This is a genomic window from Streptomyces sp. NPDC003034 (genome assembly GCF_053591375.1).
Window position 1 is genome coordinate 95,231 of sequence record NZ_JBSFTS010000011.1, and the last position, 13,482, is coordinate 108,712.

11 protein-coding genes, 2 pseudogenes and 1 riboswitch are annotated in these 13,482 nt (G+C 70.2%); of the genes and pseudogenes, 8 read left to right on the plus strand and 5 right to left on the minus strand.

The window, feature by feature from the left end:
• Window positions 1-75: 75 nt before the first annotated feature.
• Both ACWDX7_RS14335 and ACWDX7_RS14340 read left to right on the plus strand, forming a co-directional pair.
• Entirely contained in the window at window positions 76-1,545 is a 1,470-nt protein-coding gene (locus tag ACWDX7_RS14335; RefSeq protein WP_451489621.1) for a PP2C family protein-serine/threonine phosphatase, read from the plus strand.
• On the plus strand, window positions 1,542-1,898 hold the full coding sequence (locus tag ACWDX7_RS14340; protein ID WP_451489620.1) for an STAS domain-containing protein: 357 nt from the start codon (window positions 1,542-1,544) through the stop codon (window positions 1,896-1,898). Before ACWDX7_RS14335 ends, ACWDX7_RS14340 begins: the two co-directional genes overlap by 4 nt.
• A 60-nt stretch (window positions 1,899-1,958) precedes the next feature.
• On the opposite strand, the gene ACWDX7_RS14345 is transcribed toward ACWDX7_RS14340, so the two are convergent.
• Window positions 1,959-3,023, minus strand: a complete 1,065-nt coding sequence (locus tag ACWDX7_RS14345) for a type III polyketide synthase (RefSeq protein WP_451489619.1) — start codon at window positions 3,021-3,023, stop codon at window positions 1,959-1,961.
• 499 nt (window positions 3,024-3,522) lie between these two features.
• On the opposite strand from ACWDX7_RS14345, the gene ACWDX7_RS14350 reads away from it, so the two are divergent.
• From ACWDX7_RS14350 to ACWDX7_RS14365, 4 genes are all read left to right on the plus strand, one after another.
• Window positions 3,523-3,801 carry a GlsB/YeaQ/YmgE family stress response membrane protein gene (locus ACWDX7_RS14350; protein ID WP_384522711.1) on the plus strand — a complete coding sequence of 93 codons (279 nt, stop codon included), beginning with the start codon at window positions 3,523-3,525 and terminating at the stop codon, window positions 3,799-3,801.
• A 233-nt stretch (window positions 3,802-4,034) separates the two neighbouring features.
• Window positions 4,035-4,168: riboswitch (cobalamin riboswitch) on the plus strand.
• Between the two features lie 189 nt (window positions 4,169-4,357).
• Complete coding sequence (locus ACWDX7_RS14355; RefSeq protein ID WP_451489618.1) at window positions 4,358-5,380, plus strand: FecCD family ABC transporter permease; 1,023 nt, start codon at window positions 4,358-4,360, stop codon at window positions 5,378-5,380.
• Window positions 5,380-6,174 (plus strand): ABC transporter ATP-binding protein, encoded by a 795-nt coding sequence (locus tag ACWDX7_RS14360; RefSeq protein ID WP_451489617.1) that lies wholly within the window; start codon window positions 5,380-5,382, stop codon window positions 6,172-6,174. Before ACWDX7_RS14355 ends, ACWDX7_RS14360 begins: the two co-directional genes overlap by 1 nt.
• 9 nt (window positions 6,175-6,183) lie before the next feature.
• Complete coding sequence (locus ACWDX7_RS14365) at window positions 6,184-7,203, plus strand: ABC transporter substrate-binding protein (protein WP_451489616.1); 1,020 nt, start codon at window positions 6,184-6,186, stop codon at window positions 7,201-7,203.
• Window positions 7,204-7,282: 79 nt separating this feature from the next.
• Here ACWDX7_RS14365 and ACWDX7_RS14370 read toward each other — a convergent pair whose 3' ends face one another.
• Window positions 7,283-8,368: a DUF5954 family protein gene (locus ACWDX7_RS14370; protein ID WP_451489615.1), complete on the minus strand. Its 1,086-nt coding sequence runs from the start codon at window positions 8,366-8,368 to the stop codon at window positions 7,283-7,285.
• A gap of 486 nt (window positions 8,369-8,854) precedes the next feature.
• Here ACWDX7_RS14370 and ACWDX7_RS14375 point away from each other — a divergent pair.
• Window positions 8,855-9,197, plus strand: a pseudogene (locus ACWDX7_RS14375) (TOBE domain-containing protein).
• A 192-nt stretch (window positions 9,198-9,389) separates the two neighbouring features.
• Here ACWDX7_RS14375 and modA read toward each other — a convergent pair.
• The 3 genes and pseudogenes from modA to ACWDX7_RS14390 form a co-directional block, all read right to left on the minus strand.
• Window positions 9,390-10,193 carry a molybdate ABC transporter substrate-binding protein gene (gene modA / locus ACWDX7_RS14380; RefSeq protein ID WP_451489614.1) on the minus strand — a complete coding sequence of 268 codons (804 nt, stop codon included), beginning with the start codon at window positions 10,191-10,193 and terminating at the stop codon, window positions 9,390-9,392.
• Window positions 10,194-10,300: 107 nt separating this feature from the next.
• Complete coding sequence (locus ACWDX7_RS14385) at window positions 10,301-10,696, minus strand: TOBE domain-containing protein (protein WP_451489613.1); 396 nt, start codon at window positions 10,694-10,696, stop codon at window positions 10,301-10,303.
• A 140-nt stretch (window positions 10,697-10,836) separates the two neighbouring features.
• Window positions 10,837-11,049, minus strand: a pseudogene (locus tag ACWDX7_RS14390) (MerR family transcriptional regulator); the annotation flags it as partial.
• Between the two features lie 400 nt (window positions 11,050-11,449).
• Here ACWDX7_RS14390 and ACWDX7_RS14395 point away from each other — a divergent pair.
• Window positions 11,450-13,444, plus strand: coding sequence for an amino acid transporter (locus ACWDX7_RS14395; protein WP_451489612.1), 1,995 nt, complete (start codon window positions 11,450-11,452; stop codon window positions 13,442-13,444).
• The last annotated feature ends 38 nt before the right edge of the window (window positions 13,445-13,482 follow it).

Below are 13,482 nucleotides of genomic sequence, written 5' to 3' on the forward strand. Positions count from 1 at the left end.
CCCTTTCTGCTTTCACGTTGCAACCAATTACGACCCCTGGGCGCGAGCACCGGGCCGACGAGGAGCGTGGAAGCCATGCCGCGAGCACAACACGCGGTCGGGCGGGACAAGATTCCCCAACAGCGGCCCGTGCTCAGCGCGGTGGACGAGGCCGCCCGGCTGGAGGCGGTACGCCGCTACGACATACTGGACACCCCGCCCGACGGGGCGTTCGGCCGCATCGCCGCGATGATCGCACGGCTGTTCAAGGTGCCGGTGGCAACCATCACGATCGTGGATGAGGACCGGATCTGGTTCAAGGCCGCCCACGGCCTGGACGGCGTCAGCGAGATCAGCCGCGGGCCCGGACTGTGCACCTCGGCGATCCTCACCGATGACACCCTGGTGATCCCCGACACCCTCCTCGACCCGGTCGCCCGCACCAACGACCTGGTGACGGGCCCCATGGGCGTGCGGTTCTATGCCGCGGCGCCGATCATCACCCACGACGGACACCGGCTGGGCACCGTCAACATCCTGGACACCAAGCCGCGCGACATCACCGGCGACGACACCGCCACCCTCGCGGATCTGGCCGCGATCGTGCTGGACGAACTGGAGATGCGCCTGGCGGCTCTGAACGCCGTGCGCGCCGAGCAGGAGCGCCGCAAGGTCCAGGAGGAGGCGCGCAAGCGGGCCGAACGCGACACGGCCGCTCTCGCCACGTTCGCCGCGACCCTCCAGCGCACCCTGCTGCCGTCCGCCCTCCCGGTGGTGCCGGGCCTGGAGCTGGCCTGCCACTACGCCGCCGCCTCCCCGCAGCACGTGGGCGGCGACTTCTACGACGTCTTCCCGCTGCACGGCGGCCGGTGGGCGTTCTTCCTCGGAGACGTGTGCGGCAAAGGCCCCGAGGCCGCCGCGGTGACCTCGCTGACCCGCTACACCCTGCGCGCCGCCGCCCTGATCGACCCCGACCCCCACAACGTCCTGACCGCGCTCAACAGCGCGCTGCTGTTGGACCCCGCGGTCGGCACCCGGTACTGCACCGCCGTCTTCGGCATCCTCGAACCCGCCGGGGACGACTCCTTCACCGTCACGGTGGCCACGGGAGGCCACCCCCCGCTCTACCACCTGCGCATGAACGGAACCAGCCGGCTGGCCGACCCGGTCCACCTCCAGGGCGGCATGCTCATCGGCGCCCTGCCGGAGGCCTCCTTCGCCTCCCGCACCTTTCGCCTCGCCCCCGGCGAGGCGCTGCTGCTCTACACCGACGGGCTCATCGAAGCCCGCACCGAGGACGGCACGATGATCGGCGAGGAGGGGCTGGCCCGTTTCCTGACCGGCCGGACCCGGCCTTTGAACGCCACCGCACTCATCGAGGACACCGTCGACCTCATCGACACCCTGCCCCAGGGCGCCGACGACGACGTCGCCCTGCTGGCCCTGTCCGTCCCCGCCCTGACCGTCCCCGCCCGTGACACCGCAGTGGACGGTGTCACGGGCGTCGCACCCACCATCGCCGCGGCCACCGCCCCTACCGGCCCGCAGCCCAGGAGACGCCCGTGAGCCCCACCGTCCACCTGACCTGCCAGTACATCGACAGCGACCTCGCCATAGCCACCGTGACCGGCGAACTCACCCACGACACCGCTCCCTCCGTACGCGACCAGGCCCTGGCCCTGATCGAGCAGGGCCGCCGCCACCTGGTCCTGGACATGCACCAGGTCACCTTCTGCGACTCATCGGGCTTCAGCGCCCTGGTCGGCATCTGGCGCTGCGCCCAGCAGGCGGAAGGAAGCGTGGTGCTGGTCGCCATCCCCGACCGGCTGAGCCGCATGCTGCACTTCACCGGCCTGAAGGATGTGTTCCGCGCCTACCCCACCGCTGCCGAAGCCCTGGCCGCCCGCCCGCCCTCCTGACCCCCGCACGGCGTCAACGGCGCGGCGGCCTCGCCGCACTCGGCCGCCGGTGCGCGCGGGTCACTCCTGGTCATCGGATCCGGTGGACCAGGTCCCCAGGGAGAATTCGGCGGTGATGCCCGGGCCGAAGCCGGCGATCATGCCCCGGTGCCCGTCGAAGGCTGATGCTTCGTCGAACATGCGCGACAAGGCGTCCAGCACGACCGCGCTTGCGATATTGCCGTACTCGGTCAGGGTGGCGCGGCTGAAGCGGAATGCCTCCGGCGGTACGTCGAGGTAGTAGCTCAGGTCGTCCAGGATGCGCGGGCCTCCGGCGTGGATGACGTAGAAGTCGAGCTTGCTGGCGTTCCAGTGGTGTTCCTCGGCGACGGTGCGCATGACCGGTGCGAGGGGCTCCATGGTGCCGGGCACACGCTTGTCGAGCTGGAAGTGGAAGCCGGTGGGGCGAACCGCGTAGGAGATCCAGTCCTCCGTGTCCGGGATGAGGTACGAGGCATTGTGCTCCAGCTGCACCCCGGTGCCGCCCCGCCCGCGGACCACGGCGGCCGCGATGCCGTCGCCGAAAAGCCCGTTGGACAACAACGAGCCCACGTTCAGGTCGGTGGGCTGGTAGCACAGGGAGCAGAACTCGCAGGCGACGATGAGGACGTTGGCGCCGGGGTGGGCCAGGCAGAAGTCGTGGGCGCGGTTGATGGCAGCCCCTCCGGCGGCGCACCCCAGCTGGGCGATCGGCAATTGCCTGGTCTCGTGACGGAAGCCCATTGTGTTGATGAGCCACGACGTCATCGACGGCATCATGAAGCCGGTGCAGGAGACGTAGACGATCAAGTCGATCTGCCGCGGCTCCAGTTCGGCCTCGGCGAGCGCCGTGCGCACCACGGCCGGCACACGGGCCTTCGACTCCGCCTCGTACACCGCGGAGCGGACATCGAAGCCGGAATGCCGCAGGACCGCGTCGATGGGCTGGATCAGATGCCGCTCGCGCACCCCGGTGTTCTCGATGAGCCGCAGGGCCAGACTCAGCTGCGGATGGTCGCCATGCAGGCGCCGGGCCAGCTCAAGTGTTTCCTCGTTGGTGATGACGTACTCGGGGACCGCGATGGCCGGCTTGCACAGAACCGCCATGGATAACCTCCCGGTGTACCTGGTGGACGCCAGACTGGTCAGCGCTGAAGATGTCCGTGCGGGACGAGTACGCGAAAGAGCGCCGATATCCGGCGGGGTGGGCACATCAGCCCTCCAGGGGCTGATGCGGCGGCGCAATGGCCGCAACGCTTCTCGACGGACGGAAAGTTGCGGTTGGGGCGTCCCCACCTCAGCGACAGGCGGATGCGTGCCGGGCACAGCGCACGCGTCGCTCTTCACGTCCTGCGGACGGCGCGATCGGCCACCCGCTCTACCTTACGGCGGTCCCTCACCCCTCGCATGCCGAGCCCCCACCCCCCTCACGGCCGGCTCCTCTGCCCGCGAACCGGGCCTGCGACCACCGGCCCGCGCCCAGCCCTGCCGGGCGTGGCCAGACCCGGGTCTGCAAAATGATCAAGGGATGGGGACGTTTGGAAACCTCCGCACGGTAAAGACGATCGTTAACACCGGCTTTATTCATCGAGGTAGGAGACGCATCATGGGCATTCTGGCTTGGATCCTCATCGGACTGCTCGCGGGCCTCATCGCCAAGGCTCTGATGCCGGGCAAGGACCCGGGCGGCATCATCATCACCATGCTCATCGGTATCGCGGGCGGCCTGCTCGGCGGCTGGCTCGGGAAGGTCATCTTCGGCGTCGACTCGATCGACGGCTTCTTCGATCTCTCCACCTGGATCGCCGCCATCGTCGGCTCCGTCATCCTCCTCGCCGTCTACCGACTGGTCACCGGCAACAAGCGCCACCACAGCCACGCCTGAGCGACACGGTCCCACCCGGACGGAAACGGCTCCCCCTCTCCGAGGGGGAGCCGTTCCGCTGCGGCGAGCACGGGCCCGTGCCGCACAGCTGAGGGCCGACCAGACGACTGGGCTGACCGGACAGTCGGCCGACCGCCGGCGCACCCTCCGCCCTGCGGTGGCCCGCGCACACCCGCCTCCTGTCCGGGGCGTCCGTTCACGGCTGGTCCCGGCACGTGCCCTGCGGGGAGCGCGATAGGCTGCACACGCCCCGTGGGGGAAGTCCGGTGGAAGTCCGGCGCTGACCCGCAACGGTAAGCGGTGACGGGACCTGTACGCAGGTCCGTCCCCGCAAGCCCGATTACCCGCGGCGGTGAAGGCTCCTGACAATTCGCCGTGGACTGCGAGAGGGTGCTGCGCCGCACGCACCGCGTCGTGGTCTGCTCCCTTGGCGTGTGGCACGGCCCGAGGCGAAGGCGATCCGCCCGTGGCCATACCCGTCGAACACAGCAGCACCGCCGCGCCGCCGTACGCTCCCCGCACGGGCACCGGGCCGGCGCCGCCACGGCGCGTACCAGTGCCACCCCTGTTCGTAGCCCTGTCCGCCGCACTGGTGCTCTCCGTCGTCTGCGGGGCGGGGATCGGGGCTTCCGGACTCTCCTGGGGCGAGGTGCTGCGTCATCTCTGGTCCGGGCTGACGGGCGGGGCGATAGCCCCCGGCGAGGTGCCGGCGTACGCCATCGTCTGGGAACTGCGCTTCCCGCGAGCCCTGTTGGCCGCGGTCGTCGGCGCGGGGCTCTCGTTCATCGGCGTCGCCGTGCAGGCGATGGTCCGCAACGCGCTCGCGGACCCCTTCACCCTCGGCATCTCCTCGGGCGCGGCCGTCGGAGCGAACGCCGTCCTGCTTTTCGGTGCGCTGGGCGTGCTCGGTATCTGGGCGCTGTCCACCGCCGCGTTCCTCTCCGCGCTGCTCGCCATGATGCTGGTGTACGCGATCGCCCGTACCGCCGGTGGTCTGACCCCGATGCGGCTGGTCCTCACGGGCAGTGCGATGTGCTACGGGTTCTCGGCCGTCACCACGTTCATGGTGTTCGCGGCCGAGCGCGGCGAGGCGGCCCGCTCCGCGATGATGTGGATGCTCGGCAGCCTCGGCGGGGCCAACTGGTCCTCCCTGCCCATTGCCGCGGGTGTCGTGCTCGCGGGCCTCGCTCATCTCACGCTGTCGGCGGGCAGGCTGAACGCGCTCGCCATGGGCGACGAGACGGCGGCCGCGCTCGGCGTGGACGCGGGACGCCTGCGCAAGGAGCTCTTCGTGGTCTGCGCCGCCGTCACCGGCGCCGTCGTCGCCGTCAGTGGCGCGATCGGCTTCGTCGGACTGATGGTTCCCCACGGCGTACGCATGCTGGTCGGCGCCGACCACCGCAGAGTGCTGGCCGTCGCACCGCTGGCGGGCGCGGTCCTGATGATCTGGGTGGACATCCTCTCCCGCGTAGTGATGGCACCGACCGAGCTTCCGGTGGGTGTACTGACCGCGGTCATCGGCGTGCCGTGCTTCGTCCTGCTGATGAGCCGCCGCTCGTACACCCTCGGAGGCGCGTGATGCGGATCGACATCGATGACCTGACGGTCGAGATCGCTGGCGCGCGGCTGGTGGAGGACATCACCCTCGCAGTGGGGGCCGGGCAGCTCGTCGGACTGGTCGGACCCAACGGCAGCGGCAAGTCCAGCCTGCTGCGCTGCGTCTACCGGGCGCTGCGCCCCGTGGCCGGCACGGTGCGGCTCGGCGGGGAGGACCTGCACGCCATGAGCGCGCGCGAAGGAGCCCGCCGGCTGGCCGCGCTTCCCCAGGAGTCGGTCACCGAGTTCGACTTCACGGTCACCGAGGTCGTGGCGATGGGACGGCTGCCGCACCAGAGCGGCGCGGCCCGCGCCACCACCGGGGACCGGCAGGCGTGCGAGGCCGCGCTGGCGCGGGTCGGCGCGGGCCATCTTGCCGACCGCGGCTTCCTCACGCTCTCGGGTGGGGAGAAGCAGCGGGTCCTGATCGCCCGCGCGCTGGCCCAGCAGCCGCAGGTACTCGTCCTGGACGAACCCACCAACCACCTCGACATCGCGCAGCAGTTGGAAGTGCTGTCCCTGGTGCGCGGCAGTCGGCTGACCGTGCTCACCGCACTCCACGACCTCAACCTCGCCGCCGTCCACTGCGACCTGCTCTACGTCATCGAGCGCGGCCGGATCGTCGCCAGCGGCGCTCCGTACGACGTACTCACACCCGAACTGCTGGCCGAGGTCTTCGGCGTGCGGGCGCACCGCGTGCCGCACCCCGAGTCCGGGGCGCTGCACCTGCTCTTCGATCTACTCCCGCCCGCTCAGCCTGCTCAGCCCGCTTCTTGAGGAGCCCCGATGCACTCGTTCGTACGCCCCGCCGCTCTCGCGTTGGCCGCTGCCCTGACCCTCATCGGCTGCGGCGCGCAGGTCACCGCCCCCGAGGGCGGGGAGGGCCCGGCCAAGGCAGGCGGCCCGTATCCCGTGACCATCGAGAACTGCGGACAGAAGAAGACCTACGCCGCCGCGCCGCAGCGCGTGGTCACCAATGACGTCGGCATCACGGAGATCATGTTCGCGCTCGGCCTGGAGGACCGTATGGCGGGCTACGTCATGCCCGATGACAAGGGCGATCTCGACTCCGTCCCCTGGAAGGACGCCTATCAGAAGACCGAGTGGCTGTCGAAGAAGACGATCAACAAGGAGCTGGTGCTCAACGCCCGCGCGGATCTGGTGTTCGCGGGCTGGAACTACGGCTTCAACGAGGCGGAAGGCTTCACCCCCGCAGAGCTGGAGAGGGTCGGTATCGGCTCGTACCTGCTGACCGAGTCCTGCCGCAACGGGACGGACAAGGCGCGCGGTGTGATGCCGCCGCTTGAGGCGCTCTACACCGACCTGCGGAACCTCGGGAAACTCTTCGACGTCGCGGACCGCGCTGAGGCCCTCATCGCGAAGTTCCGGAAGCAGGTGGCCGAAGCGGAGGCAATGGCCCCGCAGGGAGCCGAGCGGCCTCGGGTCTTCCTCTACGACGACGGCCGCGACAGGCCCTTCACCTCGGGTGCGTACGCGGGGCCGCACGACATCATCACCAAGGCGGGCGGCGACCACGTCATGAAGGACCTCAAGGACAGCTGGACCACCGTGGGTTGGGAAACGGTCGTCGAGCGGGACCCGGAGGTGATCGTGATCAACGACTACGGGGACACCGGCGCCGAGGAGAAGCGGAACTTCCTGAAGTCCTACCCGCCGCTCAAGGACGTCTCGGCGATCAAGCACGACCGCATCGTCGTCCTCGACTACGCGGAGCTGGTGGAGAGCCCGCGCAATCCCGAGGCGATCGCCTCGCTCGCCGGCGACTTGCGCGATCTGATGCGGTGATCGAGCTTGCCGAGGCATGAAGAGCAACTCAAGCGGCGGCGTCATGCGACGGTCAACGATCCACAGTGACCGGCTGTTGTCAGCTTTCGGGGAGCACGTTTCCGTCCTCATCCAGCGGAGGGTGGATGCGGGCGGGCTCCTGGCTGTTGACGTCGGACGGGCGGGGGCCTTCCGGTCCGTCGGGGCCCCAGCGCAGCAGGCGGCGGGTGCGGGCGATCTGGTAGACGCCGCCTTGGAATTCCAGCCGGTTGACGAGGCCGACTCGCAGCGTGTCGGCCGCCTGGGCGTATGCGGCCAGCTCCTCGTTGTGTGGGCCGGCCGGTGCCCCCTCGCCTGTGGTCATGGTGCGGGCGTCGGTCTTCATGTCGGCGTCTTCGGAGATGAGGCCGCGCATGCGGGGCCACATCCACGTCAGGGCGAAGTCCAGGGACTTGCGGGCGGCGTGCGCGCTCGCGTGCGGGCCGCTGACCGGCTTCCAGCCGGTGACGGTCTGCTCCACCACCTCGAACGTCGGGGGCAGGAGCAGCACGTCGGGGTGGGTGTCCAGCGCGCGCCAGGAGTCGGCGAGCACCTCGTCGGGGAACCGGGACCCGGTGTAGCACAAGCCGCGCATCGCCAGCTGCTCGACGGCCTGGGTCGGGGTGACCGGTGCGTCCGGGTCCAAGGTGAGGTCGTCGTCGATCTCCGGTCCCTCGGCGCCGCGGGCCCAGTCGGGAGCGAGGGACTCCACGTCCGTCGGGCGCGGCTGTTCGATGCCGTCCGGGCCGGAGCCCGCGTACTCCTCGGCGCGCACGACTCGGTACCGGGTCCCCGCGGCCTGGAGGTCGTCGACCCGTTCGCTCTCCAGGCGGGCGACCGCGGCCAGCAGTGCGCGCCGTTCCGTTCTGTCGTGTGCCTCGTCCTTCGCCCGGAACCACAGCCGCGAGTTCAGACTGTCGCGCGCCAGCTGAGGGCAGCCGGACGTCACCGCCACCTCCACCCGCCACCGCGGCGCCTCCCCGGCCCGCTGTGAGGCCACCCCGAACAGCGGGCCCCGCACGACCACTTTGCCCGCGCGCGTCACGGCGTCGGCAGCGTCGGCTTCCACTGCCGCCTCCACCGGTTCCACCGGCACCCGCACCACGATCGGCCGCGACCCGCCCGGCCCCATATCCCCACTGTCCATACCGCCCATCCTGCCGACCACGGCACGGCACCGCTGCTGATTCGCCGATTCCTCACCTCTTGGGGTGCCGCGGGCTGTTTCGGGCAGGGGCCACCCCGCAAGCCCCACGGGTGCAAGAGGGAGCGACCCTGACGGGGACGGCCGGGCAGCTATCGGTCCCACATCCGGGGCGGCGGCCACGGAGTAACGGGCGCAAGCTCATAACTTGTCCGCCCTCCGCGTCCGCACATGCGGCCATTGAATAAGGGGCGGGCCGCATATGCAATTGACGGCCGGGTTCCGTATCGGCATGGGCAGTCGTCCGGCCCGGTAGCACTGCGGATTCCGTGAAGTGAGAGCACTCCTGATCCGCAAACTTAAAGGGGAGTTCGGGTTGGCACATGCGACGTGCCTGTGTGGCGGGATATTCCGCTTCCAGTAGGGTCGGCAATAACGGAGGCCATTCCAGGCGCCGTTGTTTCCGAACGATGTGTGAGGCATTTCTTCATGAGTTTGAGCATCCGCAACCAGCTCCCCGGCACGATCACGGCCATCACCACCAGTGAGGCCATGGCGGCCGTCAAGGTCCGCCGTCAAGGCGCTGGTGAAGTCCACCGAGGTCGCCCTCGCGACCGGCCCCGTCGAGGGCATCTCCATCCGCAACCAGCTCGCCGGCACCGTCACCGAGGTGGCGGCCGGGGGCGCCATGGGCTCGGTCAAGGTCTCCGTCGAGGGCGGGGAACTGACCGCCGCCATCACCAAGGACGCCGTCGAGGCCCTCGGCCTGGGCGCCGGTACCTCGGTCGTCGCGCTGATCAAGTCCACGGAGATCTCCCTCGCCTCCGCCTGATCACCGCGCACCATGCGAACCGGGGCGCCGCGCGGCGTACTGGGCGACCGACCAGCCGGGTGCGGCCCCTTGCGCCTCGCGTCACGGCGGGCGGTGAGCGGCCAGTCGGCAGCGGGTGGTGGCAGACCGAAAAGGGGGCTGCCCGGACCCCGTTGGAGTACCGGACAGCCCCCACGCGGGGACGAGGCGGGGCTACGGCTTCTGGAAGCCGGCGTCCGCGAGGACCTTCTGCGCCTCCGGGCCGGAAAGCCAGGCGACGAACGCGGCCGCGGCTTCGGCGTTCTTGGACTCCTTCAGGCTGGCGGCCGGGTACGAGGCGATGGCGTTCTGCGCGTCGGGGATGTCGACGGCATCGACCTTGTCCGGAGCGCTCGCGGCGTCCGTCTGGTAGACCAGCCCGGCGTCGGCCTCTCCCAGTTCGACCTTGCTGAGCACGGCGCGCACGTTCGGCTCCTGCGAGACCGGCTTCACGGTGATCTGCTGTGCGTCGAGGATCTGCTGGCTGTACTTGCCGGCGGGCACCTCGGGGGCCGCCATGACCACCTTCAGCCCCGTGTCGGCGAGGTCCTTCAGCTCGTCGATCTTCTTCGGGTTGCCTTCGTTCGTCGCGATCACGAGGCGGTTCTTGGCGATGACCGCCGGAGCGTTCGTCTGCGCCTTGACGCTGTCCATGCTCTTGGTGTCCGCGGTGACCAGCGCGTCGGCGGGGGCGCCCTGCTTGACCTGGGCGATCAGTTCCTGGGACCCGGCGAAGGAGAAGGTTATCTTCGTGCCGGGGTGGGACTTCTCGTAGGCGGCGCCGGCCGTCTTGAAGACGTTGGTCAGGGAGGCGGCGGCCAGCACGGTGAGCCGGGCCGGCTTGGGAGCCCCGGACGAGGAGGCGGAGGCGTCGGCGTCCCTCTTGGTGTCGTTGCTGCCGCAGGCGGTGAGCGGGACGAGCAGTGACGCGGTGAGGACGGCGGCCGCGAGGCGGCGACGGGGGAAGCGGAGGGACATGAGGGTGGAACTCCCTGGGGTGAAGTGCGCGCGAGCCGGAGGCGCCCGGGGCAGGGGAGGGGGCGGTGCCGGGGGGCCGGCACCGCGGTGGGAGATGGTGGGACGGATCAGGTGCGGTCGATGTGCACGCTGGTGGACTTCACGCGGGCGGTGGCCCGCATACCCACTTCGAGCCCCAGTTCCTCGACGGCCTCACGGGTCAGCAGGGAAACCAGCCGGTGCGGACCGGCTTGGATCTCGACCTGGGCCGCGATGTCGCCCAGCTTGATGGCGGTGACGATGCCGGGGAAGGCGTTACGGGCCGTGGTGTAGGAGGGCTCGTCGTCCCCCTGGCCGCCCTGGGCGACCTCGATGGAGAACGCGGCCAGGTCACGGCCGTCGATGAGGCGCCGGCCGGCTTCGTCCCGGTGGGTGGCGACCCGGCCTGCGTCTGCCCAACGGCGCGTGGTGTCGGGGCTGACGCCGAGCAGTCGCGCCGCCTGGCCGATCGTGTAGGACTGCATGTGCGACACGTTAGGCCGCCAGCGCCATCAGATGCAATTCTTTTGAGCGTTTGTCCATGGCAGATGCGAGAGCCCTTGGAGGAAGCGCCGAGCGGTGTCGGCGGGGCCGCCCGGGCGGCCTCGCCGGTATGCGGACGTAGGGAATTGCGCATGGACGTGACGACCTCGCCGCCCTGGGTTTGCGACTCGGCGGCCCGGTCGCGGATGAACGCGGCGAGTGCGACTCCGTCGATCAAGCGGTTCCCCGAACCGTCCCGCTCCGTCGGCAGCCGCCCCTGCTCGGCCCAGCGCCGGACGGTCTCCGGACTCACACCGAGCAGGCCTGCTGCTTGACCCATGCTGTAGGACGGCATGCCCGACTCTAGGCGCCGCCCGATCCGTCGCGGACCGGCCACCGCGACCGCCCTCTCCCGCCCCAGGCGTTAAGGATGCGTCAAGGTTCTGGGCCTGCGGGGTGCCGGGTGCGGGGTCGTTCAGGGGGGCCGTACGGCGTCCTCCGCGACGGAGGCTGCGCAGGCTCGCGCCTGACACGCCATTGGTGTCCTTCCGCTGTACGCGGGTTGCCGGTCCGGGTACGGCCGCTCGGGGAGTGGACGTGATGCTTCGGGGCACGACCGCAGGGCAGGCACCGGTGTGGGCCGTGCGGTGTGGTCCACGCCGACGGCCTGCGCATACTCGATGATCGTCGTAAGGCCCGGGGGCGAGTGCCTTGTATCGGGTGCGCCGGACGGGTCGGAAAAGGTGATGGGGGATATGAGGGCAGCGGATCGGCCGGTGATGCCGGTGATGCCGGAGGTGGTGGAGAGTCCCGCGCTGCGGGCCCAGCCCACCGGCAAGCTGGCGCGGTGGATGTTGCGGCACCAGGTGCAGCCGGTGGGTCCGGCGGCGGGTGAAGGGCACGCCGAACCGCACTCGTGGTGGAAGGTGATGTGCCTGACCGGGGTGGACTACTTCTCCAGCCTCGCCTACGTCCCGGCGATCGCCGCCCTGGCCGCCGGGGCGGTTTCCCCGCTGGCCACGCTGCTGATCGTCGCCCTGACCCTGCTGGGCATGCTGCCGATGTACCGCAGGGTGGCCAAGGAAAGCCCGCACGGCGCCGGTTCGGTCGCCATGCTGGAAGACCTGCTGCCGTTCTGGTGGGGCAAGCTGTTCGTGCTGATCCTGCTCGGCTTCGTGGCCACCTCCTGGATCATCACCATCACCCTGTCCACCGCGGACGCCTCCGTGCACGTCGTGGAGAACCCCTTCTTCCCCGCTGCCCTGCACGGCCACGAAGTCGCCCTGACGGTGGCCCTGCTGCTGGTCCTCGGCGGCGTCTTCCTCCTCGGGTTCAGCGAGGCGGTCAGCGTGGCCATCCCGCTGGTCGCCGTCTTCCTCGTCCTGAACGCCGTCGTCATCGGCGTCGGACTGCTGCACGTCTTCACCACCCCCGGCGCGTTGTCCGCCTGGACCGACGCCCTCGCGGGCGGCGGCGGAGGCGGCCTGGGCGATCTGGCCGGTCCGGCCCTGCTGGCCTTCCCGCTGCTGGTGCTGGGCCTGTCGGGCTTCGAGACCGGCGTGAGCATGATGCCGCTCGTCGCCGCCGACGGAGCCGATGAGGAGCAGCGGCTGCGCTCGCGGATTCGCAACACCCGCCGGCTCCTGACGACGGCCGCCGTGATCATGAGTGTCTACCTGCTGGCCGCCAGCTTCGTGACCACCGTCCTCATCCCGCACGAGCAGTTCGAACCGGGCGGCGCCGCCAACGGCCGCGCGCTGGCCTGGCTGGCCCACGAACACGTCGGAGAGGCGTTCGGCACCCTCTACGACATCAGCACCATCCTCATCCTCTGGTTCGCAGGCGCCTCCGCCATGGCCGGCTTGATCAACATCGTTCCCCGCTACCTGCCCGACTACGGCATGGCCCCCGAATGGGGCCGCGCGGTACGCCCGGTCGTCCTCGTCTACACCGCCCTGTGCGTCGCGATCACCATCGTCTTCAACGCCGACGTGGACGAACAGGCCGGCGCCTACGCCACCGGCATCCTGGCCATGATGGTTTCCGGTGCCTTCGCCGTCACCGTCTCCACCGCACGCCACCGCCGCCGCGCCACCACCGTCGGCTTCGCGCTGCTGACCGCCGTCCTGCTCTACGCGCTGGTCGCCAACATCATCGACAAGCCCGACGGCATCGTCATCTCCGGCTTCTTCATCGCCGGGATCATCATCGTGTCGCTGATCTCCCGCGTCTCGCGCACGACCGAACTGCGCGCCGACCGCATCGTCTTCGACGCCGACGCCCGCCGGTTCATCGCCGACACCCTCGCCCACGACGGCGCCATCAACATCATCGCCAACCGCCGCCAGGGCGGCGACCTCGCCGAGTACAGCGCCAAGGAACAGGAGCAGCGCGGCGTCAACCCGGTGCCCGGTCTCGCCGACGTGCTGTTCCTCGAAATCGACGTGGTCGACCCCTCGGACTTCAGCGACACCCTCACCGTCCACGGGGTCGAGGTGGACGGCTACCGGATCCTGCGCGCTGACGCGCCCGCCGCGCCGAACGCCATCGCCGCGATCCTCCTGGCCCTGCGTGATGCCACCGGGGTGCGGCCGCACTGCTATTTCGCCTGGGCCGAAGGCAGCCCGCTGGTGCACATGGTCCGCTACTTCCTCCTGGGACGTGGTGACACCGCCCCGGTCACCCGCGAGATCATCCGCAGCCACGAGCCCGACCCGGACCGCCGCCCCGGCATCCACGTCGGCGGCTGACCCCCGCCCGCCCGCCCAGGGCGGGCTCTGACCCACCG